The 25,288-nt window shown below is 67.1% G+C and carries 24 protein-coding genes; 14 read left to right on the forward strand and 10 right to left on the reverse strand.

What is annotated here, in order from left to right; genetic code table 11:
* Positions 1 to 13: 13 nt before the first annotated feature.
* From D573_RS0101745 to ubiB, 8 genes are all read left to right on the forward strand, one after another.
* Positions 14 to 1,654 carry an acetolactate synthase large subunit gene (locus D573_RS0101745; RefSeq protein ID WP_018937448.1) on the forward strand — a complete coding sequence of 547 codons (1,641 nt, stop codon included), beginning with the start codon at positions 14 to 16 and terminating at the stop codon, positions 1,652 to 1,654.
* A gap of 37 nt (positions 1,655 to 1,691) precedes the next feature.
* Positions 1,692 to 2,573, forward strand: coding sequence for an endonuclease/exonuclease/phosphatase family protein (locus tag D573_RS0101750; protein WP_018937449.1), 882 nt, complete (start codon positions 1,692 to 1,694; stop codon positions 2,571 to 2,573).
* Between the two features lie 117 nt (positions 2,574 to 2,690).
* Entirely contained in the window at positions 2,691 to 3,977 is a 1,287-nt protein-coding gene (locus D573_RS0101755; protein ID WP_018937450.1) for a GGDEF domain-containing protein, read from the forward strand.
* Between the two features lie 19 nt (positions 3,978 to 3,996).
* Positions 3,997 to 4,887, forward strand: coding sequence for a PfkB family carbohydrate kinase (locus tag D573_RS0101760; protein ID WP_018937451.1), 891 nt, complete (start codon positions 3,997 to 3,999; stop codon positions 4,885 to 4,887).
* 568 nt (positions 4,888 to 5,455) lie between these two features.
* The gene (locus D573_RS0101765; protein WP_018937452.1) at positions 5,456 to 5,821 is read left to right on the forward strand and encodes a gamma-butyrobetaine hydroxylase-like domain-containing protein; all 366 of its coding nucleotides are present in this window, start codon (positions 5,456 to 5,458) and stop codon (positions 5,819 to 5,821) included.
* A gap of 13 nt (positions 5,822 to 5,834) precedes the next feature.
* Positions 5,835 to 6,584: a bifunctional demethylmenaquinone methyltransferase/2-methoxy-6-polyprenyl-1,4-benzoquinol methylase UbiE gene (ubiE, locus tag D573_RS0101770; RefSeq protein WP_018937453.1), complete on the forward strand. Its 750-nt coding sequence runs from the start codon at positions 5,835 to 5,837 to the stop codon at positions 6,582 to 6,584.
* 7 nt (positions 6,585 to 6,591) lie between these two features.
* On the forward strand, positions 6,592 to 7,212 hold the full coding sequence (locus D573_RS0101775; RefSeq protein ID WP_018937454.1) for an SCP2 domain-containing protein: 621 nt from the start codon (positions 6,592 to 6,594) through the stop codon (positions 7,210 to 7,212).
* Positions 7,212 to 8,897 (forward strand): ubiquinone biosynthesis regulatory protein kinase UbiB, encoded by a 1,686-nt coding sequence (gene ubiB / locus D573_RS0101780; protein WP_018937455.1) that lies wholly within the window; start codon positions 7,212 to 7,214, stop codon positions 8,895 to 8,897. Before D573_RS0101775 ends, ubiB begins: the two co-directional genes overlap by 1 nt.
* Before the next feature lie 55 nt (positions 8,898 to 8,952).
* Here ubiB and odhB read toward each other — a convergent pair whose 3' ends face one another.
* Together odhB and D573_RS0101790 are read right to left on the reverse strand one after the other, a co-directional pair.
* A complete protein-coding gene (odhB, locus tag D573_RS0101785; protein WP_018937456.1) occupies positions 8,953 to 10,293 on the reverse strand; it encodes a 2-oxoglutarate dehydrogenase complex dihydrolipoyllysine-residue succinyltransferase in 1,341 nt (446 codons plus the stop codon).
* Positions 10,294 to 10,328: 35 nt separating this feature from the next.
* Positions 10,329 to 13,139: a 2-oxoglutarate dehydrogenase E1 component gene (locus D573_RS0101790; protein ID WP_018937457.1), complete on the reverse strand. Its 2,811-nt coding sequence runs from the start codon at positions 13,137 to 13,139 to the stop codon at positions 10,329 to 10,331.
* 189 nt (positions 13,140 to 13,328) lie between these two features.
* Here D573_RS0101790 and uvrD point away from each other — a divergent pair, with 189 nt between their 5' ends.
* Positions 13,329 to 15,533: a DNA helicase II gene (uvrD, locus tag D573_RS0101795; RefSeq protein WP_038038012.1), complete on the forward strand. Its 2,205-nt coding sequence runs from the start codon at positions 13,329 to 13,331 to the stop codon at positions 15,531 to 15,533.
* A 208-nt stretch (positions 15,534 to 15,741) separates the two neighbouring features.
* Here uvrD and D573_RS0101800 read toward each other — a convergent pair whose 3' ends face one another.
* Positions 15,742 to 16,272, reverse strand: a complete 531-nt coding sequence (locus D573_RS0101800) for a DsrE family protein (RefSeq protein ID WP_018937458.1) — start codon at positions 16,270 to 16,272, stop codon at positions 15,742 to 15,744.
* 158 nt (positions 16,273 to 16,430) lie between these two features.
* Between D573_RS0101800 and rpsT the strand changes: the two genes are divergently transcribed.
* Entirely contained in the window at positions 16,431 to 16,700 is a 270-nt protein-coding gene (gene rpsT / locus D573_RS0101805; protein WP_019612252.1) for a 30S ribosomal protein S20, read from the forward strand.
* A 167-nt stretch (positions 16,701 to 16,867) separates the two neighbouring features.
* Here the strand turns inward: rpsT and ggt are convergent, their stop codons facing one another.
* The 3 genes from ggt to coaD are packed head-to-tail and all read right to left on the reverse strand — an operon-like array spanning position 16,868 to position 19,359.
* On the reverse strand, positions 16,868 to 18,577 hold the full coding sequence (gene ggt / locus D573_RS0101810) for a gamma-glutamyltransferase (RefSeq protein WP_018937459.1): 1,710 nt from the start codon (positions 18,575 to 18,577) through the stop codon (positions 16,868 to 16,870).
* An 8-nt stretch (positions 18,578 to 18,585) separates the two neighbouring features.
* Entirely contained in the window at positions 18,586 to 18,837 is a 252-nt protein-coding gene (locus D573_RS0101815) for a YfhL family 4Fe-4S dicluster ferredoxin (RefSeq protein ID WP_018145021.1), read from the reverse strand.
* A gap of 33 nt (positions 18,838 to 18,870) precedes the next feature.
* Positions 18,871 to 19,359, reverse strand: coding sequence for a pantetheine-phosphate adenylyltransferase (gene coaD, locus D573_RS0101820; RefSeq protein ID WP_018939163.1), 489 nt, complete (start codon positions 19,357 to 19,359; stop codon positions 18,871 to 18,873).
* Between the two features lie 103 nt (positions 19,360 to 19,462).
* On the opposite strand from coaD, the gene D573_RS0101825 reads away from it, so the two are divergent.
* Positions 19,463 to 19,690 carry a hypothetical protein gene (locus D573_RS0101825; protein WP_018937461.1) on the forward strand — a complete coding sequence of 76 codons (228 nt, stop codon included), beginning with the start codon at positions 19,463 to 19,465 and terminating at the stop codon, positions 19,688 to 19,690.
* Positions 19,691 to 19,786: 96 nt separating this feature from the next.
* On the opposite strand, the gene D573_RS0101830 is transcribed toward D573_RS0101825, so the two are convergent.
* From D573_RS0101830 to D573_RS0101840, 3 genes are all read right to left on the reverse strand, one after another.
* A complete protein-coding gene (locus D573_RS0101830; protein WP_018937462.1) occupies positions 19,787 to 20,797 on the reverse strand; it encodes a PA2778 family cysteine peptidase in 1,011 nt (336 codons plus the stop codon).
* Positions 20,798 to 20,809: 12 nt separating this feature from the next.
* On the reverse strand, positions 20,810 to 21,223 hold the full coding sequence (locus tag D573_RS0101835; RefSeq protein ID WP_018145017.1) for a PA2779 family protein: 414 nt from the start codon (positions 21,221 to 21,223) through the stop codon (positions 20,810 to 20,812).
* Positions 21,224 to 21,327: 104 nt separating this feature from the next.
* On the reverse strand, positions 21,328 to 21,765 hold the full coding sequence (locus D573_RS0101840; protein ID WP_018937463.1) for a hypothetical protein: 438 nt from the start codon (positions 21,763 to 21,765) through the stop codon (positions 21,328 to 21,330).
* Between the two features lie 153 nt (positions 21,766 to 21,918).
* Here D573_RS0101840 and D573_RS0101845 point away from each other — a divergent pair, with 153 nt between their 5' ends.
* Positions 21,919 to 22,143: a GDCCVxC domain-containing (seleno)protein gene (locus D573_RS0101845; RefSeq protein WP_018168852.1), complete on the forward strand. Its 225-nt coding sequence runs from the start codon at positions 21,919 to 21,921 to the stop codon at positions 22,141 to 22,143.
* Positions 22,140 to 22,775, forward strand: a complete 636-nt coding sequence (gene merB, locus D573_RS0101850; protein ID WP_018937464.1) for an organomercurial lyase — start codon at positions 22,140 to 22,142, stop codon at positions 22,773 to 22,775. The genes D573_RS0101845 and merB overlap by 4 nt, the downstream gene beginning before the upstream one ends.
* Here the strand turns inward: merB and D573_RS0101855 are convergent.
* Positions 22,772 to 24,037 (reverse strand): 6-phosphofructokinase, encoded by a 1,266-nt coding sequence (locus D573_RS0101855; RefSeq protein WP_018145013.1) that lies wholly within the window; start codon positions 24,035 to 24,037, stop codon positions 22,772 to 22,774. The genes merB and D573_RS0101855 overlap by 4 nt on opposite strands.
* A 217-nt stretch (positions 24,038 to 24,254) precedes the next feature.
* Here D573_RS0101855 and D573_RS0101860 point away from each other — a divergent pair, with 217 nt between their 5' ends.
* On the forward strand, positions 24,255 to 25,268 hold the full coding sequence (locus D573_RS0101860; RefSeq protein WP_018168849.1) for a class 1 fructose-bisphosphatase: 1,014 nt from the start codon (positions 24,255 to 24,257) through the stop codon (positions 25,266 to 25,268).
* The last annotated feature ends 20 nt before the right edge of the window (positions 25,269 to 25,288 follow it).

Genomic DNA, 25,288 nt, shown 5'->3' on the forward strand with positions numbered 1-25,288 from the left:
GGCGGGTTCGGCCATGAGCGATCCGACCACCGCGCAGCGTCTGGTCGAGTGCCTCGAACAGGAGGGCGTTGAACGCATCTTCGGCCTCCCCGGGGAAGAGAACATGGCCGTTCTCGACGCCCTGGCCGATTCCCCCATCGAGTTCGTCACCACCCGTCACGAGCAGGGCGCGGCCTTCATGGCCGACGTTCACGGGCGGCTGTCCGGCAAGGCGGGCGTCTGCCTGGCGACCCTGGGGCCCGGTGCCACCAACCTGATCACCGGCGTCGCCGACGCCAACATGGATCACGCCCCCCTGGTCGCAATTGCCGGCCAGGCCAGCACCCATCGGCTGCACAAGGAATCGCACCAGGTCCTCGACCTGAAGGGCCTGTTCCAGCCGATCACCAAGTACAGCTCACAGGTGCTGGAACCCGAGATTCTGCCCGAGGTGATCCGCAAGGCCTTCAAGTGGGCCGAAGGCGGCAAACCCGGTGCCAGCTTCATCGAGCTGCCAGAGAACATCGCCTCGCTGCCGTGCCCGAATCCACCCTTGCCGGTACATGCCGGCCCGGCCGCCGTACCGGCCGAAGCCTCCCTGGAGGCGGCCGCGCGCCTGCTGAACGAGGCCCGGCACCCGCTGATCCTGGCCGGGAACGGCGTGATCCGTTCCGGCGCCAGCGGCGCCCTGGCCATGCTCGCCAGCGCCCTGAACATTCCGGTCGCCAACACCTTCATGGCCAAGGGCGTACTGCCGTTCCGCCACCCGCTGGCGCTGGGCTCGGTCGGCCTGCAAAGCCAGGACTTCGTGAATTTCGGCTTCCACAAGGCCGATGTGATCGTCTGCATCGGCTACGACCTGGTCGAATACCCGCCCAGCTTCTGGCATCCGGACGCCGACCGGACCCTGATCCATATCGACTCCGCGCCGTCCGAGATCGACGGTCACTACAATGTGACCGCCGAGGTACTGGGCGATCTGACGACCTGCCTGCACCGCCTGGCGGAACAGGTGAGCCCCCGCGAAGAGACCATCCTGCGTCCGCTACGCCAGAGTCTGATCGACGACATGAACGAGCACCGCAACGACACCCAGGTGCCGCTCAAGCCGCAGAAGCTGATCTGGGATCTGCGCACCGCCGCCGACCTCGACGCGATCATGATCACCGATGTGGGCGCGCACAAGCTCTGGATGGCGCGCATGTTCCGCTGCGAGCTACCCAATACCTGTCTGATCTCCAATGGCTTTGCCAGCATGGGCATTGCGCTGCCGGGCGCCATTGCCGCCGCCAAGCTCCACCCCGAACGCCAGGTGGTCGCGGTCACCGGCGATGCCGGCTTCCTGATGAACGTGCAGGAGCTGGAAACGGCGGTTCGCCTGGGCCTCAACTTCGTTGTGCTGATCTGGAACGACAACGCCTACGGCCTGATCGAGTGGAAGCAGGTGCGCGAATATGGCCGCAAGGCCTTCGTCGAGTTCGGCAATCCGGACTTCGTGCAGCTGGCGCAGTCGTTCGGGGCGCACGGCGTGCGCATCGAACCCGGCGACAGCCTGGAGATGGCGCTGCGCGAGGCCCTGGTAACACCCGGGGTCACGATCATCGACTGCCCAGTGGACTACAGCGAGAACATGAAGCTGACGGAACGTTTGGGCGAACTGGTTTGTCCATTCTGACAACGCGGATTTCCCCGCCAGCAGGAGACGACCCGCGATGACCTCGATCGCGTCCGGCCATGATCGCACCGCGCCCACCGGGCCCGAGGGCGCGACACAACCGGAAGCCTCCACCCCGGAACGCCTGGGATATCACCACGAGCAGGGGAGCCAGCGCCTGCGGCTATTGAGCTTCAACGCCCAGGTCGGCATCCACTCCTCCCGGTTGCATCACTACCTGACCAACAGCTGGAAGCACGTCCTCCCCTACGGTGGGCGCATGGACAACCTCGACCGGGTGGCGCGCTTTATCTCGGAGTTCGACATCGTCGGTGTGCAGGAGCTGGACGGCGGTAGCCTGCGCAGCAACTTCGTCGATCTGGCCTCCTATCTCTCCGAACGTGCGCATTTCCCGTATACCTACAACCGGATCAACCGCGATCTGGGGCAGTTCGCCAAGCACTCCCTCGCCCTGTTCTCGCGCCTGGAGCCGGACCGGGTGCAAATGCACCGTCTGCCCGGAGCGCTACCCGGCCGCGGCGCGATCGAGGCCCGCTACGCCATGGGCGACGGCGAGGAGCTGGTGCTGTTCCTGCTGCACCTGGCCCTGGGCAAGCGCACGCGGAAATCCCAGCTGGCCTACGTCGCGGAGCGCATCCAGGATTTTCCGCATGCCATCGTGATGGGCGACCTCAACTGCCAGCAGGACAGCGAGGAACTGCGGCAACTGATCGCGCGTACCGGGTTGATGGAGCCGATGGCCTGCCCCGCCACCTATCCCGCCTGGGACCCGCGTCGGGTCTTCGACCACATCCTGCTGACCCCCGACCTGCACGTCAGCGACGTGCGTGTCTACAACGTGGCGCTCTCCGACCACCTGCCGGTGGGTATCGAGATCGAACTGCCGCAGCGCCAGGCCCTTCATGATCCAGCGCACTAAACCGATGTCGAAAGACGGGTACGGTTCGAGCGCCAGTGTGCACATTAGTCCGTGTTTCCCTGGCATCCACCCCATTTCCGCGTTTAAATAGGCGCGCCTACTATCCGGGATTTCCCGATGTCCGACAGCGATCTGCGCAAGACCATTATCGAGCTCGAGCGCTCGCTGGATCGGGAGCGCGCCCTGCAGGACGCGATCCGCCGCGTCGCCCTCCGATCGCTCGCGGTGGTCTCCGCGAAGGTGCCGGCACTGGAAGGCGCCGTGCGCGACCTGACCCGCGCCATCGAATCCGACCCCGGCGACACCGCCTGGCTGGATCGCCTGAGCGGCCAGCTGGCCGATGCCGTGCGCTCCAGCGATCAGCGAGAGGACCTGGCCGACGGCATCCTCGCGGTCGTCCAGCGTGGCCTGCTCGGCTTCGAATTCCTCGACCCCGAGCTGGAGGCCCTCAACCGGGCCGCCGATCGGCGCGACAAGGCAGAGATCGAACGCACCCTCACACGCCTGTTTTCGGTGATGCACGACAAGTGCGAACAGGCAATGACGGAGCGCGAAGAACTCACCGAGGTCGTCGGCGAGATCTGGCACCGCCTGGAAGACGTGGATACCGCCCTGTCCGAAGACGAGGCGCGCGGCCAGCGCGCCCGGGAATCGGTCTCCGAGCTGCACGCGGGGATCTCCGGGGATGTCGAGCACATCAAAGGCCGGGTGGTCGACGTCGAGGACCTCGCGACGCTGCGCACCGAGGTGACCCGCGGTCTCGACCGCATGGTGGAGCGCGTCACCACGTTTCGGAACGAGCAGGAAGACGAACTGCAGGTGGTGCAGGAACGGAACCGCCTCCTGCGCTCCAAGGGCCGCAGCCTGGAGGGTCAGGTGCAAGCGCTGCGCAACCGGCTGGAACAGGCGCGCGCCGAAGCCAGTCGCGACAGCCTCACCGGCCTGCCCAATCGAATGGCCTTCGAACAGCGGCTGGAGCAACTCCCCGCGGAGCTCGAGAAATCGGGCGCGGCCTCGCTGCTGGTCTGGGACATCGACCACTTCAAGACCATCAATGACGAGTACGGCCACACTGCCGGCGACAAGGTCCTGCGGGCGGTCGCCGAGATCCTGGCCGAGGGCGTGCGCGAGCCGGATTTCGTCGCGCGCTACGGCGGGGAGGAATTCGTGATGATCATCCATCGCGAGCCTGACGCTGCATACAGCCAGGCCGATACCATCCGCGACGCTGTGGACCGTCTGATCGTGCGCTCCGGCAAGACGCGTCTGAAGGTCACCATCTCCGCCGGGCTGGCCGGAATCGATCCCGCCGCCGCCCCGGAGGCGATATTCGATGCCGCCGACCACGCGCTGCTACAAGCGAAAAAGCGAGGCCGTGACCGCATCGAGCGGGCCGGCGACTGATCCACTGCCGAGGGAACCCATGAACGGCACGCCTCAACCCCACCTGATCTTCGGCGAAGTCCTGTTCGATTGCTTCCCCGACGGTACGCGCGTCCTCGGCGGCGCACCCTTCAACGTCGCCTGGAACCTGCACCAGCTGGGCGAGGCCGCCTGTTTCGTGGGTGGAGTCGGGGACGACGCGGACGGCCGCAGCATCCGCGAGCGCATGAACCGCATCGGGATGGACACCCGCGGCCTGTACAGGCACCCCGCGGCCCCCACCGGCCAGGTCCGCATCGCCCTGGAAGACGGCGAACCGACCTACACCATCGTCCCTGACCAGGCCTATGACACCGTTCCGGCGGAATGGGCGGACCAGCTGCCGGACACCGCGGGCCTCCTCTATCACGGCACGCTCGCCCTGCGCGCGGACAACCGCGAGCTACTGGAACGGTTACAGGCCCGTGCACAACATCGTTTCGTCGACGTGAACCTGCGCGCCCCGTGGTACCAGCCAGACGACGTCCTCGCGCTGATGCGCGGGGCCGACGTGGTCAAGCTGAACACCGACGAGGCGGCCACGCTGGCCCCCGACGTCGCCGCACCGGAACGCTCGGCGGCGCTCCTGGAACGCGCCGCGATCCGCTCCGCCCTGATCATCACCCACGGCGCCGACGGCGCAGCCATCCACACCACCGATGGCCAGCACTGGCAGGCCCCGGCCCCCGCGGTCGACGGCTTCCGCGACGCCGTAGGCGCCGGCGACGCCTTCGCCAGTGTCGCCATCATCGGCCAGCAACACGGTTGGCCCTGGGCGACCACGCTGGAGCGCGCGCTCGGGTTCGCAGCCGCCGTCTGCTCCCTGCAGGGCGCCACCAGCGCGGATGCCACCTTCTATCGCGAGGCTTCGCGCGACTGGCGCTCGGCCTGACAGCGCCGGGACGCCCGGACTCAAAGATCGCACCCCGCGACATATCCCGCGCAAGCCTCCCTCTCTACGTTAGAAGCGGATGGGACGATCCGTAACCGATCTCTCGTTCTTCATCCATCGTGGACGGACTCTCCGTTACCGCTGCACGATCAATCCGCCCCCCCTGCCAGCTTCTGCACACTACTCTCCGGAAAAAGCGTTCACTCGCGCGGCGGGACCAGATGGGCTTGACCTCTGGCACCCGATCTAGAAGTCCACTGCCTTTAATATGGGTGCATATGGCGCTCGTATGAAAGGCAGCATTTAATAAAACTGGAATAGCGCTGTGTTGGCGCAAATTTGGTGACGGCCACAACGAAGAGGACGGCAGCACGCTCCAAGCGACGCGAAGGCACATATTCAGGAAGACTTGCGCGATAAACTTTAGCGAGCCGGCAGGCCTGCGGCGCGAGGGGAGATGCCACGCTGGCCCGCAGGGCTGGTATCCTCGCAGTCCATTGATGGCCGCCGTTTGGCGGTCCGCTGATTCGGTTCGGGCGGCGCCCGGACCGTGGATTCTGGAGGCCGCATGAGCAGTACCCACCGACCCACCGATATCCAGCTGCATCAGAAGTCGCGCATCCTGGAGCTGACGTATTCGGACGGCTCGCATTTCGAGTTGCCCTGCGAGTTCCTGCGCGTGTATTCGCCTTCGGCCGAGGTGCGCGGGCACGGCAAGGGCCAGGAGGTGCTGCAGGTCGGCAAGGAAGACGTGAGCATCACCGGGATCGAGCCGGTCGGAAACTATGCGGTGAAGCTCGTGTTCTCCGACGGGCACGATACCGGCATCTATGACTGGGACTACCTGCACGAACTCGGCACGAACCAGGAGCGACTGTGGCAGGATTACCTGGATCGGCTGAAAGAGGCCGGACACGAGCGCAAGACGCACTGACAACGGCACTTTGATGAAAGAAGAATCCGGCAAGACCCACTTCGGCTACCAGAGCGTCCCCGAGTCCGAGAAGGCCTCGCGCGTCGGCGAGGTGTTCCATTCGGTCGCCTCGCGCTACGACGTCATGAACGACCTGATGTCCATGGGCGTCCATCGCATCTGGAAGCGCTACACCCTGGAGCGCACGGGCGTGCGCCCAGGCATGAAGATCCTGGACCTGGCCGGCGGCACCGGCGACCTGGCCGGGGCCTTTGCCCCACGCGTCGGACCCAAGGGTCAGATCGTGGTCTGCGACATCAATGCCTCGATGCTGGAGGCCGGGCGCGACCGCATGCTGGACGAGGGCCATGTGGGTAACCTCGAGTTCGTGCAGGCGGACGCCGAACAGCTCCCCTATCCGGACGACTACTTCGACCGCGTGACCATCGCCTTCGGCCTGCGCAATGTGACCCGCAAGGAGCGCGCGCTGGCCGAGATGCGCCGGGTGATCAAGCCGGGCGGGCGCGTGCTGGTGCTGGAGTTCTCGCAACCGATGGCGCCGCTGCGCCCAATGTACGACGTCTACTCCTTCAAGGTGTTGCCGATGATGGGCAAGCTGGTCGCCAACGATGCCGACAGCTACCGCTATCTGGCCGAATCCATCCGCATGCACCCGGACCAGGAGACCCTGGCCGGCATGATGCGCGACGCCGGACTGGAACGGGTCGAATACGACAACCTGACCGGCGGCATCGTCGCCCTGCACCGCGGCACCAAGCTCTAGCGTTCTCATGGCCGAACCCTTCGCCCTGCCCAGTCCGTTCGCGGCCCTGATCGAAGCCACGCTGAACGAACACCTGGCCAGCGCCCCGGAGAAGGACCGGGCGCGGCTGGCCGGGCGTGCGATCGCGATCGTGATCGAGCCGCCGGGGCTCGCGCTGTCGCTGGTCGGGGCCGCCGACCGGCTGCAGGTTACAGGCGGCGTCGAGGAGCCAGTGGACGTGCAGCTGAAGGGCTCGCCGCTGTCACTGGCCGCGGCGATGGCACGTGACGACCGCTCCGGGTTGACGATCACGGGTGATGCAACCGTGCTCTCCGACCTGCAACATGCACTGCGCGATGCCGGCATCAACTGGGAAGATCTGTTCGAACGCTTTGCCGGCGCCGGAGCGGCCGGGCCGCTGCGCCACCTGCTGGACCAGGCGCGCGACAGCCTGCGGCACCTGGGCCGGCGCTCCGCCGAGGACACGGCCGACTACCTGCGCGACGAGCTCGAATGGCTACCGGCCGGCGGTGCGTTCGAGGCCTTCGCCGAAGACGTCGCCACGCTGCGCGACGACGTCGCCCGGCTGGATGCGCGGCTGCGTCGTCTGGAGGCACCGGCCTCCGCACCTGACGACCGGCAGGCCTGATGCGCCGCGCGCTGTACCGGGGCCTGCGGCTGTGGACCATTGCGCGAGTCCTGGTGCGCTATCGCCTGGACGTCATCCTGTTCACGCTGAAGCCACTGCGCCCGCTCAGCTTCCTGCTCTATCTCGCGCCCTGGAACTGGTTCCGCCGCACTGAAGGCACGCGCGGCGAACGCATCCGCCGCGCGCTGGAGGATCTGGGCCCGATCTTCATCAAGTTTGGGCAGATGCTCTCCACCCGGCGCGACCTGCTGCCGGACGACATCGCGATCGAGCTTGCGCGCCTGCAGGACCGGGTGCCGCCGTTCCCCAGTGACCAGGCGCGCGCCGTGATCGAGGCCGAGCTGGAACGCCCGATCGAGATCGCCTTCGCCGCCTTCGAGGACACGCCAATCGCCTCGGCCTCCATCGCCCAAGTGCACGCGGCCACGCTGCAGGACGGGCGCGAGGTGGTCGTGAAGGTGGTGCGCCCCGGCATCCTCAAGACCATCCGTGCGGATCTCGAGGTCATGCACCTGATCGCGGACCTGGCGGACCGCTACTGGTCCGAGGCCAAGCGCCTGCGCCCGCGCGAGGTGGTGGACGAATACGAAAAGACCATCACCGACGAACTGGACCTGATCCGCGAGGGCGCGAACGCCGCCGCGATCCACCGCAACTTCGAGGACAGCCACCTCCTCTACATCCCGGAGATCATCTGGGATTACACCCGCCGCAGCGTACTGGTGATGGAGCGCATCGGCGGCCTCCCGGTGGCCGATGTGGCCGCCCTGCGCGAACGCAACGTGGACCTGAAGCTGCTGGCCGAACGCGGGGTGGAGATCTTCTTCACCCAGGTGTTCCAGCACAACTTCTTCCACGCCGACATGCACCCGGGCAACATCTTCGTCGATGCCACCCACCCGGACGACCCGACCTACCTGGCCGTGGACTTCGGCATCGTCGGCTCGCTGCTGGACTCCGACCAGCGCTATCTGGCCGAGAACTTCCACGCCTTCTTCAACCGCGATTACCGCCGCGTGGCCGAACTGCACGTGGAATCCGGCTGGGTCCCGAAGGACACCCGCGTCGACGAGTTCGAGGCGGCGATCCGCACCGTGTGCGAACCGATCTTCCAGCGTCCGCTGGACGAGATCTCCTTCGGTCAGGTCCTGTTGCGCCTGTTCCAGACCGCGCGGCGGTTCAACATGGAGGTCCAGCCGCAGCTGGTGCTGCTGCAGAAGACCCTGCTGAACATCGAGGGCCTGGGCCGCCAGCTCTACCCCCAGCTGGACCTGTGGACCACGGCCAAGCCGTTCATCGAGAAATGGATGCACGAACGCATGGGCGTGCGCGCATTCATCCGCAACGCGCAGCAACACCTGCCGCGCCTGCTGGCGCACCTGCCGGAACTGCCGATACACCTGGAGAAGGCCCTGACCGTGGAGGAACAGCGGGCCGAGCGCGACGCCGCGCTACGCCGCCAGATCCTCGAGCTGGAAAACGGGCTGAGGCGCCAGTCCCGCCGCCGCAACGAAGGCTGGGCCGGCGTGGCCCTGCTGGCCCTCGCGGGGCTGGCCACGCAGCTGGAGGTCACCGCCTGGCAGGGGCTCGCCTGGCCGGTCTGGCCGCTCGCGCTGATCGGCGCCGGCGTGCTGCTGTTCAGCCTGCGCCCCGGCCCCCGGCGCCGTCCCGTCACGGACGACTGAGCCAGCCATCACGTGGGATGCGGCTTGAGTCGTAGCCTGACGCCACCTCACAGGGTCAAACGTCGAGCAGCAACCGCGCCGGGTCCTCGATGGCGTCCTTGATGGCGACCAGGAACTGCACCGCCTCGGCACCGTCGACCAGGCGGTGGTCGTAGGACAGGGCGACGTACATCATCGGCCGGACGACGACCTCGCCGTCCACCGCGACCGGGCGTTCCTTGATCGCGTGCATGCCGAGGATCGCGCTCTGCGGCGGATTCAGGATCGGCGTGGAGAACAACGAACCGAACACGCCCCCGTTGGTGATTGTGAAGGTGCCACCGCGCAGCTCGTCGATATCCAGCTTGCCGTCACGCGCGCGCTCGGCGTAGTCGCGGATGCGCCGCTCGATCTCGGCAATGGAGGCGTTGCCGGTATCGCGCAGGACCGGCACCACCAGTCCGCGCGAGGAGGAGACTGCGATGCCGATGTCGCTGTAGTGGTGATAGACGATCTCTTCGCCATCCAGTGCGGCATTGACGACCGGGAAGCGCTCGAGCGCGCGGCTGGCCGCGGCCACGAACAGACCCATGAAGCCGAGCTTGATGGAATGGCGCTTCTCGAAGGGCTCCTTGTAGCGGCTACGCAGGGCCATCGCCGCGGACATGTCGACCTCGTTGAAGGTGGTCAGCATCGCGGTGGTCTGCTTCGCTTCCAGCAGCCGTTCCGCGATGCGCGCCCGCAGGCGGGTCATCGGCACGCGCTCGATGCGCTCGGCTCGGTCTCCGGGGTCGGCCGGATGCGCCTGGGGTCGCGCCGCCCCGACGGAACCCGATGGCGTCGAAGAAGCCGCGGGCGCGCTGCGATCGCTGCGCGCCCGCTCCACGTCGGCACGCTGGATGCGCCCGTCGTCGCCGGTGCCCTCGACATCCTCCGGACGCAGGCCGGCTTCCTGCAGCAGGCGCCGCACGGCCGGCGTGGGCGGCGGGCTACCGGCCGCTCCGTTCCCGGCCCCGGACGGCGCGGGCTCGGGTGATGAGGCAGCGGCCGGTTCCTCTTCCCGTTCCCCCGTTGCAACAGACGCCGGCTTGCCGCCCTCCGTGGCTGTCGATGCCCTGGAAGGCGCTGCCTCATCCTCGGTCTCTTCGTCCGGGTCCTCCGGGGCGGCTTTGGCGGGCCCCAGATAACCCAGGATCGCGTCGGCCTTGACCACATCGCCCTCGTTGGCGGAGAGCTCCACCAGGGTTCCCGCACTGGGGGCCGACACCTCTAGGACCACCTTGTCGGTCTCCAGCTCGGCGATCAGCTCGTCGCGCTTGACGGCGTCACCAGCCTTTTTGTGCAGGGCGATCACGGTCGCATCGGCGACCGACTCGGGGAGTTCCGGGACCTGGATCGGGGTGCGATCGGATGCCATCTCGCTTCCTTGTTCTGTGCGTCTTTATCGAATGTTCAGGGCGTGGGGTGCGGCGTGTCACGCGAGCTGATCGGCCCGAACGCGCGCTCGAGCAGATCTTTCAGCTGCGCCTTGTGCACCTCGGGGTAACCGACGGCGGGCGCGGCGGCCGGGGGTCTCGCGACGGCGTGCAGGGTCTGGCCACGCACCGCCAGTAGCGGGTTGATACGCGGGGCGACAAACTCCAGGTAACCCTGGTTCTCCGGTTCATCCTGGACCCAGACGAATTCATCCGCCTCCGGATAACGCCCCAGCAATTCGGTCAGGCGCGCCTCGGGGAAGGGGTAACACTGCTCCAGGCGCAGGATCGCCGTATCCGCGTGCTCGCCCTCGGCCTGGCGCGCGGCCAGATCGTAGAAGATGCGCCCACTGGTCATCAGCACGCGCTTCACCTTGCCGGGATCCTCGATACGGGCGTCGTCGATGACCGTCTGGTACTGGCCCGTCGCCAGCGCATCGAGGTCGGAGACCGCGTCCTTGTGGCGCAAAAGGCTCTTCGGGGTCATCACGATCAGTGGCTTGCGATAGGGCCGCAGCATCTGCCGGCGCAGCAGGTGAAACATCTGCGCCGGCGTAGTGGGCACGCAGACCTGCATGTTCTCCTGCGCCGCCAGTTGCAGGAAGCGCTCCGGGCGGGCCGAGGAGTGCTCCGGCCCCTGCCCCTCGTAGCCGTGGGGCAGCAACAGGGTCAGGCCGGACAGGCGCCCCCACTTCTGCTCGCCGGAGGAGATGAACTGGTCGATCACCACCTGGGCGCCGTTCACGAAGTCGCCGAACTGCGCCTCCCAGACCACCAGGGCCTCGGGCGCGGCGGTGGCATAGCCGTATTCGAAGGCGAGCACGCCCTCCTCGGACAACAGCGAATCGATCACCAGGAAACGCGGGTGGTCCGGATCCAGGCGCCGCAACGGGACGATGGCCTTGCCGGTCTCCTGGTCGTGCAGGACCGCATGGCGGTGGAAGAAGGTGCCTCGGCTGGAGTCCTGCCCGGACAGGCGAATGCGGTAGCCGTCCTGGATCAGCGCGCCGTAGGCCAGGGTCTCGGCCGCACCCCAGTCCAGCGGCTGCTCGCCGCGCGCCATGGCCACGCGGGCATCCAGGATCTTCTGCACGCGGTCGTTCAGTCGGAAACCCTCCGGCGGGGTGGAAAGCTGCTCGAGGGTGCGCGCCAGACGGTCGGCGGGGGCGCCGGTGTCCACATCCTGGTCCCAGGTCTGGTTCAGATAGGGGCCCCAGTTGGTCGAGGATCCGGCATGGCTGTTGCGCTCGCGCAGCAACGACAGCGCCACCGGCTGGCCGGCATCCAGTCGGCCGCGATAGTCCTCCAGCGCTTGTTCCTGTGCGTCCTCGGTCGTCAGGCCCTCGCGGATCAGGCGTCTGGCGTAACGCTCGCGGGTGGTCGGCAGGTCGCGGATACGACGATACATATGCGGCTGCGTGGCGGCCGGCTCGTCGGCCTCGTTGTGGCCCTGGCGGCGGTAGCAGACGAGATCGATGACCACGTCCTTGCCGAAGCGCATGCGGTAGTCCAGCGCGATCTGGGTGATGAACACCACGGCCTCGGGATCATCGCCATTCACATGCAGGATGGGCGCGTTCACCATCTTGGCGACATCCGTGGCGTAATGCGTCGAACGAGCGTCCTTCAGGGTCGAAGTCGTGAAACCGATCTGGTTGTTCACCACCACATGCACGGTGCCCTTGGTGGAGAAGCCCCGGGTCTGGGACATGTTCAGGGTCTCCATGACCACGCCCTGCCCGGCAAAGGCGGCATCGCCATGGATCACCACCGGCATCACCCGGTTGCCCTTGCGATCGCCGACCCGCACCTGGCGCGCCCGCACTGAACCCTCCACCACCGGGGTGACGATCTCCAGGTGCGAGGGATTGAAGGCCAGCGCCAGATGCACCCGACCGCCCGGGGTATCCAGGTCCGAGGAGAAACCCATGTGGTATTTCACGTCGCCGGTGCCACGGTCGTCACGCGGACGCCCCTCGAACTCGTTGGCCAGCTCCTCCGGGGACTTGCCGAACAGGTTGACCAGCACGTTGAGGCGTCCGCGGTGTGCCATGCCGACCACGAACTCCTGCAGCCCACGCGCGCCGCCCCGCTGGATCAGGGCATTCAGCAGCGGGATCAGGCTTTCCGCGCCTTCCAGCGAGAAGCGCTTCTGCCCGACATAGCGCCGATGCAGATAGCGCTCCAGACCCTCGGCCGCGGTCAGACGCTCGAGGATCGCCAGGCGGGTGTCGTCATCGAAACCGAAGTGGCCATGGGCCGATTCCAGACGCTCCTGCAGCCAGCGCTTCTCGTCGGTGGCCATCAGGTGCATGTATTCCGCGCCGATGCCGGCGCAGTAGGTCTCCTTCAGCACCCGTTCGATCGTATCCAGCGAAACCCGCCCGTCGATGAACAGCGAGCCCGGATCAAAGGTGACATCGGGGCCGACCTGGTCGAGGCCGTGATGCTCGCGGCTCAGCTCGCGCGGTGGCTCCGGCGGTTCGCGCTCCAGAGGATCCAGACGGGCGCCAAAGTGACCGAGGTAGCGGTAGGCATTGATGAACTGCAGCACGCGGATCTGCAGCTGTTCATGGGCCAGATCGGGCCGATCGGTGGAGCGCCGGCGGCGTTCCGGGCGCGGCGCCCCTTCCAGCGAGCGGAAGTAATCGGCCCAGGCCGGCGGGACGGAATCGGGCTCGTCCTGGTAGCGCTCCAGCAGATCCTCGGCGAAAGCGAGGTTATCCGGGTGCAGCTCCTGCCCGGATACGGGGCTGTCCAGCCGGTGCCGGGATGGCATCTCGTTCATTCGCGGTCTCTTCCCATTCCTGATGCGTCGGCCTTTGGGACCTGATCGGCGCGCGAGGTTCCCGCGCGGAGTCGATGAATCAGCGTCTTCTTGAAGGCTGCCTCCGAGGGTAGCGCGTTTGCGCGGGCGAAGGCACACGGCCCGCATGCGGAACGTGCGATTCCGGCCGGGTTTCCCTACCATTCGCGCATGGATGTCTCCCCCCTGCTCGATTCCCTCAACCCGGCCCAGCGCGAGGCCGTGGCCGCCCCGCCGCATCCGGTGCTGGTCCTGGCCGGCGCCGGCTCCGGCAAGACCCGCGTGCTGGTGCACCGCATCGCCTGGCTGATTGGCGTCGAGGGCGTAGCCCCGCACAGCCTGCTGGCGGTCACTTTTACCAACAAGGCGGCGGCCGAGATGCGCGGGCGCATCGAGTCGTTGCTGGGGCACCCGGCCACCGGGCTGTGGGTCGGGACCTTCCATGGCCTCGCCCACCGCCTGCTGCGCCAGCACTGGCAGGAGGCGAAGCTGCCGCAGGCCTTCCAGATCCTCGACTCCGATGACCAGCTGCGCATGGTCAAGCGCGTGCTGCGTGCCCTGGAGCTGGACGAGTCGCGCTGGCCGCCCAAGCAGGCGCAGTGGTACATCAACGCGCGCAAGGACGAGGGCTCGCGCCCGGAACACCTGCCGGATACCGGCGACCCGGTCGCCCGCCAGTGGGTACGCGTCTACACCACCTACCAGCAGGCCTGCGAGCGCGCCGGTGTGGTGGACTTCGCCGAGCTGATGCTGCGCTCACTGGAACTGCTGCGCGACAACAAGGCCCTGCTAGAGCACTACCGCACGCGCTTTCGCCACGTGCTGGTCGACGAATTCCAGGACACCAACGACATCCAGTACGGCTGGCTGCGCCTGCTCGCCGGGGACAGTCCGGTGTTCGCCGTGGGCGACGACGACCAGTCGATCTACGGCTGGCGCGGCGCGAAGATCGAGAACATCCAGCACTTCCAGAAGGACTACCCGGGCACCCAGGTCGTGCGCCTGGAGCAGAACTACCGCTCCAGCGCCAACATCCTGAACGCGGCCAACGCCCTGATCCGGCACAACTCCGGCCGCCTGGGCAAGGAGCTGTGGACCGAGGGCCACGAAGGCGCACCGGTCCGCCTGTACACCGCGCTGAACGAGCAGGAAGAGGCGCGCTTCATCGCCGAGACCATCGCCCGCCACGTGGACCAGGGCGGGCTGTACCGCGAATGCGCGGTGCTATATCGCTCCAATGCCCAGTCACGCGTGCTGGAAGAGACCTTCATCGGCCGGCGCATGCCCTACCGGGTCTACGGCGGCCTGCGCTTCTTCGAGCGCCAGGAGATCCGCGATGCCCTGGCCTACCTGCGCCTGGCCGGCAACGGCGATGACGATGCCGCCTTCCTGCGCGTGGTCAACCAGCCCCCGCGCGGGATCGGCGAGAAGACCCTGGAGGGCCTGCGCCAGGCCGCCCAGGCAGCCGACACCAGCCTGCTGCAGGCCGCCACCCACGCGGTGGACGCCGACGCCCTGCCCGGACGCGCGCGCACCGCAGTCGCCGGGTTCGTGCAGCTGGTCCGCACCCTGCAGCAGGAGCTCCCGCGCCAGCCGCTGGCCGATCAGGTGGAACAGGCGATCGAGCGCGCGCAATTGCGCGAGCACTACAAAAAGGAAAAGGGCGAGCGTGGCGAGGCTCGGCTGGAAAACCTGGACGAGCTGGTAGGGGCCGCGCGCGCCTTCGACATGAGCAGCACCGCCGAGAGCGAGGAAGGCGAGGGTAATCGCTTGACCGAGTTCCTCGCCCACGCCGCGCTGGAGGCCGGCGAAGGTGCGGCCGACCCGCACGAGGACGCGGTACAGATGATGACCCTGCACTCGGCCAAGGGCCTGGAGTTTCCGCTGGTGTTCCTGACCGGCATGGAGGAGGGCCTGTTCCCCAACGCCCGCTCGCTGGAAGAGCCGGGGCGACTGGAGGAGGAGCGCCGCCTGGCCTATGTCGGCATGACCCGCGCCGAGCAGGAGCTGTACCTGATCCATGCCGAGACGCGGCGGCTGTATGGACGCGAGTCCTACAACGTCGCCTCGCGCTTCATCAACGAGATCCCCGAGGGCGCGCTGGAAGTGCTGCGCCCGCAGGCCTCACCGTATGGCGCGGGGCGCTTTGCCGCGGCCCGGAACAAGACGGCGGGCTTCGGGGCCATGGATGCGCAGGCCGCCGAGGCCTCCGCGGCGGGCCTGGCGATCGGCGCGCGGGTGCACCACGCGAAGTTCGGCGAGGGGCTGATCACCCAGTTCGAGGGTTCCGGCAACTCGGCCCGGGTCCAGGTGAACTTCGCCCACGCCGGCTCCAAGTGGCTGGTGCTGAGCTTCGCCAAGCTCGAAGTCCTGTAATCCACGGCTGAACGGCACGCCCGAAGCGGCCTTCCTGCACCACGAAGGGCACGGAGAAAAAGGACTCGAGGGGGTATCGCGCAAGGCCGGCGCATCCTGCCCGCGATGCCCCCCGTAGCGCACCCACCCCTGGCCGTCTTCGGACCTTCGTGGAGACACTAAAAAGCCCCGCCGAGGCGGGGCTTCGGGGCAAGCATGCGAAAGGCCCTTACTCGATTTTGATGTAGGCGAAGCCTTCCTCGTTCTGCAGCTCGGCCACGCGCACCACACCCGAGGGCACGAAGTTGACGTGGTCATAGATCAGGTCCTCGTCCAGACCGATCTGCGAACGGGTGATCTCGCACAGCTCGAGCTTCACGCCGTGGGTGCTGGCGAGGCTCATCAGGCGCCCACGCAGGGTGTCGCGCTCTTCCTTGAGTTCCTCGTCGGCCTCGAACGGGGTATCAGCCAGGTCGTCATCGGTCAGGAAGCGGATGCCGTGCGCCACGAACACGATGCGCACGTCGGCATCGATAAACTCGTTCTGGTAATGCGTCATCATGTTGTTGATGCTGGTCAGCATCGCGGAGAAGCGGCGCGGGTCGGCGAAGTCGGCGTGATAGACGACCTTGGCCTCCGGCTCGAAGGCCTTGGCCTGCGGCATGAAGGCAATGCTCGCCAGCAGGAGCGCCGCGAACAGCAGGGCCATGCCCGATGCTGTCGCCGGTGCGGCCCGAAGGGTCTGGTTGAATCGATTCATCCTGTTCTCCTTTGAATGGCTTTCTTTCTTCTACAGTAGACGCATGGACGGCCCCAGGCCATCCCCATCACGCGCAGGACCCGGTTGACGCTGGAGTGCCCCGGGGGTATGCTCTGCCGCCTTTCCAGAACCTAGCGATTTAACGCGAGGGAAGTACTTTGGCAAATATTGCTTCTGCCCGTAAGCGGGCCCGTCAGGCGGTCAAGAACCGCGCCCACAACATGGGGCTGCGCTCCCGTTTTCGCACGGCCATGAAGGCCGTGCTGAAGCCGCTGCACAAGGGCGATGCCCAGGCGGCCGCCGAGGCCTACAAAGAGGCCGTTCCGGTGATCGACAAGACCGTGAGCAAGGGCCTGATTCACCGCAACAAGGCGGCTCGCCACAAGAGCCGTCTGAACGCCCGCATCCGCGATCTGGCCCAGGGCTAAGCCCCCGGGTTCCGGGCCGGCACTGCCGGCCCGGCGGTTGCAGTGAATCGAAAAAAGCCGCTCCCCGATCTCGGGGTGCGGCTTTTTGTGTGGGCGCAATTCGTGAAGGCCTAGGATACTCTGATCCATTCGCGCGCCTCCCGGCACGCGCGTCCATCAGCGCGTCTTCAGGGCTGGAACACCCGCGCCTCGCCCTCGCCGCGCGGATCGGAAGCCGCCTCCAGGCGACCCGCCCCGCGCTCCCACAGGATGGCGTGCATGTCACCGAACGGACGCACCTGCGGCACCAGCTGATGCCCACGCGAGACCAGCTGGCCACGCAGTTCGGCATCGAACACCCCGGTCTCGTGTTCCACCCGATCGGGCAAATACTGGTGGTGATAGCGAGGCGCCGCGACGACCTCCTCGATGGATTGCCCCTCGAGCACGCCGAACACACCGTGCAGGACCATGGTAATGATGCGGCTGCCACCCGGCGTGCCCAGGATCGCCACGCGATCCTCGGTCTCGACGAAGGTCGGGCTCATGCTCGATAGCGGGCGGCGCTGCGGCGCGATGGCATTGGCCTCGAAACCGACCAGGCCATAGGCGTTGGGCTCGCCCGGCTTCGCCGAGAAGTCGTCCATCTCGTTGTTCAGTAGCACGCCCGTCCCGGGCACCACGTAGCCGGACCCAAACGGGTAGTTCAGCGTCAGCGTGGCCGCGACCCGGTTGCCCTCGGCGTCGATCACGGAAAAGTGCGTCGTCTCGCGGCTCTCGGCCGCGGCCGATCTCGGAACCTCGGCCTGCGGCTCCACTGACAGCGGCAGGTAGCGGCTGGGGGTGGCCGTGTCGGGATGGATGGTGGCGCGCAGGCCGGCCGCGTAGTCGCGCGACAGCAGCCGCTCCAGCGGCATATCCACATGGTCCGGGTCGCCCAGGTGCTCGGCGCGATCACGATAGGCGCGGCGCATCGCCTCGATGGTCAGGTGGACGCGCATATCCGGCGCCAGTGCCTCGAGGTCGTAGAACGCCAGGATGTTCAGGATCTGGCCGAGCGCGACCCCGCCGGAAGATGGTGGCGAGGCGGTGGTGATCGTGGCGCCAAGATAGTCCAGACGCACGGGGTCACGCTCGACGACCGCGTACCCCGCCAGGTCGTCCAGAGTCCAGATACCGCCGGCCTCGCGCACGCCGGCGACCAGGCGCTCGGCCAGATCACCGGTATAGAAACCATCACGGCCTTCGTCCGTCAGGCGCCGGAGGGTCACGGCCAAGTCCGGCTGGCGCAGAATCGCGCCTTCGTCCGGCAGGCGACCCGCCTCAAGGTAAATGTCTCGTGCGTCAGCCCCGTCGCGCAGGGCCTGATGACGAAACCCCGCCATCTGCAGGTAGCGGCCGCTGACCGGAACACCGTCCTCGGCCAGACGGATCGCCGGGGCCAGGCTGTCGGCCAGCGAAAGGCGTCCGTATTCCCGCGCCAGGTGATCCATGCCGGCGGGCATGCCGGGGATGCCGGCGCCAAGCACGCCATCCAGCGACAAGCCGTCGATCACCTCGCCGTCGGCATCCAGATACATGTCGCGGTCGGCCGCGGCCGGGGCGGTCTCGCGGGCATCGAGCATCACGCTGCGGTCAGAGGATGCCTCGTACAGCAGGAAGAACCCGCCGCCCCCGAGCCCGGAGCCGTAGGGCTCGGCTACACCCAGGGCAGCGGTAATCGCGACGGCGGCATCGAAGGCATTGCCGCCGTCGCGCAGTACGGCCTCGCCCGCCTCGGTGGCGGCCGGGTGAGCGCTCGCCACTGCGTGCTGCCCCGGGCCGGCCAGCGCCAGCGGCGCCGCCAGCGACAGGGTGACGAAGACCGCGCAGTGCAGGAGCGGGCGGCGCCAATCCATGTCGCGGCCTACTTCGCGGCCATCAGGGCGTCGTACTTGGCCGTCAGCTGCTCGCGGGTCTCCTTGTGATCGGGATCCAGCGGGATGCAGTCCACCGGGCAGACCTGCTGGCACTGCGGCTCGTCGAAATGGCCGACACATTCGGTGCACAGCGTGGGGTCGATCTCGTAGATCTCGTCCCCCGGGTAGATGGCCTCATTCGGGCACTCGGGCTCGCAGACATCGCAGTTGATGCATTCGTCGGTGATCATCAGGGCCATGGGCCGTTCCTCGTATCCAGTGGCGGGGCCCGGCTAGCGTGCTGCGCCGTTTTGTTCGGCCAGCATGCGCGCCACACCGGGGCTAACGAATTTTGAGACGTCGCCGCCCAGTCGGGCGATTTCCCGTACCAGACTGGAGGAGACGAAGCTGTACTCCTCCGCTGGCGTCAGAAACAGCGTTTCGACCTCCGGCGCAAGCTGTCGGTTCATCGCTGCGAGCTGGAATTCATGTTCAAAGTCGGACACCGCGCGCAATCCGCGCAGGATCACGTTGGCCTGCTGCGCATGGACAAAGTGCGCGAGCAGGACATCGAAGCCCTGCACCTCCACGCCCGGGATGTCACCCACCGCCTGCTCGGCCAGGGCCACGCGGGTCCCCAGCGGGAAGGCCGGACCCTTGTTGGGACTGGCGGCCACCGCGACCACCACGCGATCGAACAACCGTGCCGCACGCCGCACGATGTCCGTGTGACCGTGGGTGATCGGGTCGAAGGTGCCGGGATAGATGGCGGTAACGGACATGGGCGAAAGGCCGGCCGGGAAAGCCCCCATTAGACCGCAAGCACCACGAACAGACAAAATGCCTTTCGCGCACACCGCGCCCGCCCCAACCAAGGACTGCCCGATGAGTGATGACTACCGCCCCCCGCTCGCCGACTACTGGGACCAGCTCGAGTCCCGCTACGGCGGCGGCTTCAACTTCCAGCAGATCTCGCGCGACGAACTGGCGCAATTGGTGGAGCACCTGCGTCAAGCGGTAAAGAATGACCCGCAGGTCACGGACGTGGAGAAGCAGAACCTGGGCCTGGTGCTCAAGCACGCCGAACAGGCCCTGGAAAAACGCTCCGCCTGACGCAACAGGGACTGTCACTGCGAGCGTTGCGCGGTCATCCACACCCTGCCGATCGCCGCGGGCTTCGCGACTCGCGATGACGGAACCCGTGCGGTCTTACCGCGCGCGTGCCTCGGTCGCCACGGCACAGGGCGGCAGGACTCGACACTCGGCGCCGCCGTCCGGAGCCTCCGCCGCAGCGACCAGGGTGCGCGCATACGCTCCCGGTCCCGCCAGATCGGCCGCACAGCTCGCGGCCTCGCGTGCCTGCTCGCCGCATTCGCGGGCGATCAACACGTGCGCGAGGTTGTTCCAGCCCTCGTGGCGGGCCGGGTCGCGCTCGACCAGCGCCCGCAGGGCATTCTCCGCCGCCGGCAGATCGCCCTGGGCAAAGGCCACGTTGGCGCGGCCCACATAGGGGATCGGTTCATCGGGCCAGCGATCCATGGCGGTTTCGTAGCCCATGGCCGCCGCCGCAAAACGCCCGGTCTGTTCCAGTTCGTTGACCGCACGCAGCCAGCGCAGCGGCTGGGCGGTGGCCGGCAGGGTATCGGGGGGCATCACAAGGAAGGCCCAGCGCTCACCCCGCGCCCAGGTGCGCTCGAAGCGGGCAAAGGAATTCACGTGGCGCTGGATCGGGCCGCTGCGCAGGAAGATCTCCCGATCCTCCAGGTCGTATCCGATAACCACCGCAAAGTGCCATTCCGGGATCAGGGCCACCCCGAGGTTCTGGAACACCACCACCGGGTTGCCCGCCGCCACCTCGCGCAGGATCGCCTCCAGTTGGGGCTCGATACGGTAGGCCACCTGGTCGCGCGCGCGCACCGCCGCGCGCATCTCGGTCTGCAGGCTGCCCGCGCGGGCGGGGATGTAAACCTCCTCGATCAGATCATCCAGCGCGGCGTCGATACCCCGGGCATTCAACGCCGTGGCCAGCGCGGCGGGGCCGCACTGGTATTGCTCCTGGGGAAAGAACGGCGTGTCAGCCAGTTCGACGCGCGCCGGCAGGTCCGTCGGACGCTCGCTCGCCAGACCCGCGCTCTGCGGCGCGGTGGCACAACCGGTCAGCCAGAGAAGCGCGGCGAGCGCGAGAAACCCCGTAACTCGCCGCGTCGAGATGGACCCCATGCAGGGCGTGGCTTAGCGGGACGGTCCGACAAACGAGAAGATGTCGGTCACACCCACCGCATCCAGGATCACGAACACCACGAACACGATGGCGACCACACCCAGGACGCTGGCCGCGCCGGCCGGGTCGGTCTCCATGTGCGCCTCCAGCTGCGCCAGTTCGTCGTCGGTCAGGCGGGCCACACGCTGCTCGGCGCGCTCGGGATCAACCCCCATCTCGATCAGCTGCGCGCGAACCTCGGCGTCATTGAGCTGTTCCAGCAACTGGGCGCGGGTGTCGTCCGCGCTGGCCTGCTGGATCATGCTGCCGGTATCCAGCATGCCGACATCGGCGAATGCCGGGGTGGCGGGCAGCAGGGTCAGGGCCAGCGCGACCAGCAGTGCCGCGGGTGCGGACAGAACTCGACGGAACGAATGAACGCTCATGGGCAGACTCCTTGAAATCGGTGAACGGTTGTTAGAAGTGTAGCCCGCCAGAGCCGCGAATTGACCGGCCGCAAACGAAAATCGCGGCCGGTTTCACACGTCTGTCAGCTTTCGCCGGGGGCGTCGACCACCTTGATCTCGTACTCCAGGACCTCGACACCACGCGCCCAGGCCCCGCCGCACACGGAGTTGTCGCGCGTGCGCTCCTGGGTCTCGCCCGGACCCAGGGTGCGCCACAGGCGGGTCGTCGTGCGCACGTCGTCTTCCAGCTCTCCGGGACAGTTGTAGGCGGTCTTGGTGACCCGGACTTCCAGCCAGTCATCCGTGTTGTTGGTCGCGCGCCACTGTCCGCGCACATTGGCGCAGCCGTATTCGTGCATGCGGTATTCGAAGGCGACCTCGTCCGGCGAACCGTCCGCCGGAGCGAAGTAGGCGCCCTGGGCCGCGACCTGGCCGGGCGCGACAAACGCGGCGGCCAGCACACTGGCAGCGGTCAGGGCGAGAGTGCGATTGAGAATGCGCGAGTACATGATTTCCTCCATCCGGGATCCGGTTGTGGGCCCGTCTTGCGCGGGCTTGGCAGAGAATAGACGCTGGCCAGACGACGTTTGTGCCGATTCCGGTTGTCTGGCGGGGTTTTTTCCCGCCAGCCCCGGTCGTTGGCTCCCATCCTCGCAAACCGAGCTGAAACGCATATGAACGAGATCGTGCCCGATTCGACCCTGACCTGCCCGGAATGCGGGCACCAGAAGACGGAAACGATGCCCACCGACGCCTGCCAGTGGTTCTACGAATGCACCGGCTGCGGGGCCCTGCTCCGGCCACTTCCAGGGGACTGCTGCGTGTTCTGCTCCTACGGCACCGTGCCCTGTCCGCCCATCCAGCAGGAGGGCCCGGGCGGCTGCTGCGCCTCGTCATGAGGCCGGCGCGCGTGACCGCCGCCCTGGGACGCCTGCGCGGCGACTTCCCGCTGGAACAGCGCCTGCGGGATGCCCCCGAAGCCGTGCGCGCCGCCTATCTCGAAGTCCTGGAACACTGGCGCCAGCGCGGACGGCCACCAGAGGCCCGGGAGCTGGATATCCGCGCGCTGGAGCGACTGGCCGCGCTGGATGCCGTGGCGCATCAGGCCCAGGGTCTGGGCTGCTACCCGTACAGCGCCGCACCGGGCAGCATCACGGTCAGCGTCGCCGATGGCAGCCCGGTCGCCGCGATGTGCGCCGTCGATGCCCTGGCCATCCCGATGCTAAGCGGTGCACATAGCCGGATCGAGGCGGCCTGCAGCCACTGTGGCGCCGCGCTCAGCCTGGAATCCGGGCCCACCGCGGTTGCGGATACGGCCTCCGTGTGGGTGCATTACCGGCCGCGCCGCACGGACAACACCCCGTGCTGCACCAGCCTTTGTGAGGGCATCACCTTCGTCTGTGCGCGTTGTGCACCGGCCGAACACGCGGACTATCTGCGCGTCGACGAGGCGGACAGGGTCGCCCGGCAGTTCTTCGCCTTCCAGCGGGCCTGGCTGGACGCCGACGCCCACTCGCCCGGAAATGACTAGTCGGTCTTGACCTCGAACGGAGGGCAACGCTTGGGCAGCAATTCGCCCCGGATGCGCGGGTAGCAGGGCAGGCCCTGGTCGAACGGCGGGGCGTCCTCGCCCTGGATCAGCGGGCGCAGGTAATCGCGCGCGGCCTGGGTGATGCCGTAGCCGTCCGGGGTGATGTACTCGCGCGGCATGCCCTGCTCGACGTCGGCCACGGTCTCCAGCGGGGTAAAACCGATGCTCCAGCGGTAGGGATCGTTGGAATCGCGACGGATGATCGGCATGAAGGCATCCTCGCCGGCCACCACGCCCTCCACCGCCGCACGGCCACAGGCATAGGCCTGCTCCACGTCCACCTTCGACGCGATATGCCGCGCGGAGCGCTGGATATAGTCGACCACCGCCCAGTGCAGCTTGTGTCCGGTCTGTTCGCGGATCAGCTCGGCCAGGCGCGGGGCTGCGCCGCCCAGCTGGGTGTAGGCATACACATCATGGCTTTGTGCCACCGAGAACAGGGTGCCATCCGGATTCTTCAGACCCTCGGAGACCACCACCACACAGTAGCCGTGACGCTCGATCGTCCGGTTCAGGTGCTCGAGAAAGTCGTCCTGGTCAAACAGGGTCTCGGCGAACAGGATCAGCATCGGCGGCTGGCCATCGAACTCCTGCGCCAGTGCGGCGGCGGCCGCCAGCCAGCCCGCATGCCGACCCATTACCTCGAGCACGAACACCTTGGTGGAACTGGTGTGCATGGACTCGACATCCAGACTGGCCTCGCGCACGACCGTGGCGATGAACTTGGCGGCGGAGCCGAACCCGGGGCTGGAGTCGGTCACGGCGAGATCGTTGTCGATCGTCTTGGGCACGCCGATCGCCTTGATCGGGAAGCCCATGCGATCCCCCATCCTGGCGATCTTCAGCGCGGTATCCATGGAACCGCCGCCGCCGTTATAGAAGAAGGTGCCGATGTCATGGGCGCGGAAGACCTCGACCAGGCGTTCGTACTGCTCCGGATCCTTGTCAGGATCGCCCAGGTCGAAACGGCAGGAGCCGAACGCCCCGCCGGGGGTATGACGCAGGGCCGCGAGGGTCAGCGGGTCCTCCTGATCCAGGTCGATGATCTCCTCGCGCAGGACACCGAGGATGCCGTCGCGCGCCGCATAGATCTTGCCGAAATGGGCCGGATGGGCGCGCACCGCCTCGATCACCCCCCAGGCGCTGGCGTTGATGACGGCGGTAACCCCGCCGGACTGGGCGTACAGCGCGTTTTGCGGCATGCGAATCTCCCTTGTGGATACAGCCCCGGATGCCATGCACGACAAGTGCCAGCCCGCTCAAGCCATGAACTACCCGTCGGATCGGCCCATCCGGGTGCTTTTGCTACACTATGCCGGTTAAGACACTCGGCGCACCGGGGCCGTTCGCCCCGTCATGGTGCTCACGCACCTCGATTGCGCGGTGTCACCCGATTCACAACAGCATCAGGATTGCATCATGCATATCGGCACGACTTTGACCAACTACATTATCGAGACTCAGCGCGGTATCCAGGGCGCGACCGGCGAATTCACCGGCCTGCTGAACGATATCTCGGTGGCCTGCAAGAAGATCTCCGACCTCGTCGACAAGGGTGACCTGGTCGGCGTTCTCGGCTCCGCCGGCTCCGAGAACGTGCAGGGCGAGACGCAGAAGAAGCTCGACATCATCACCAACGAGGTGTTCATCGAGGCCCTGGGCCACAACGGCCACGCCGCCGGCCTCGCCTCCGAGGAGATGGACGAGATCTGCGAGATGCCGGCCGGCGCCCCGCGTGGTCATTACCTGGTCCTGTTCGACCCGCTGGACGGCTCCTCCAATATCGACGTGAACGTCTCCGTCGGCACGATCTTCTCCATCCTGAAGGCGCCGGAAGGCGTCTCCGATCCGAAGACCGAGGACTTCCTGCAGCCGGGCACCAAGCAGATCGCCGCCGGCTACTGCCTGTACGGTCCGTCCACCATGATGGTGCTGACCACCGGCAAGGGCGTGCAGATGTTCACCCTGGACAAGGACTTCGGCGAGTTCCTGCTGACCAAGGACAGCGTGCAGATCCCGGAAGACACCGAGGAATTCGCGATCAACATGTCCAACAGCCGCTTCTGGGAGGCCCCGGTCAAGCGCTACATCGACGAATGCCTGGCCGGCAAGGAAGGCGCCCGCGACAAGGACTTCAACATGCGCTGGGTGGCCTCCATGGTCGCCGAGGTGCACCGCATCCTGTCGCGCGGCGGCGTGTTCATGTACCCGATGGACTCCAAGATGCAGGCCAAGGGCACCGCCGGCAAGCTGCGCCTGATGTACGAGGCCAACCCGATGAGCTTCATCATCGAGCAGGCCGGCGGCGCCTCCACCACCGGTCGCGAGCGCATCATGGATATCAGCCCCACGGGCATTCACCAGCGCGTGCCGGTAGTCCTGGGCGCGAAGAACGAAGTGGAGCGGATCACCCGCTACCACAACGAGGGCTAAGAACCCCTCGCGCCTCGGGC

The sequence above is a fragment of the Thioalkalivibrio sp. AKL9 genome (genome assembly GCF_000377825.1).
GTDB classification, from domain to species: domain Bacteria; phylum Pseudomonadota; class Gammaproteobacteria; order Ectothiorhodospirales; family Ectothiorhodospiraceae; genus Thioalkalivibrio; species Thioalkalivibrio versutus.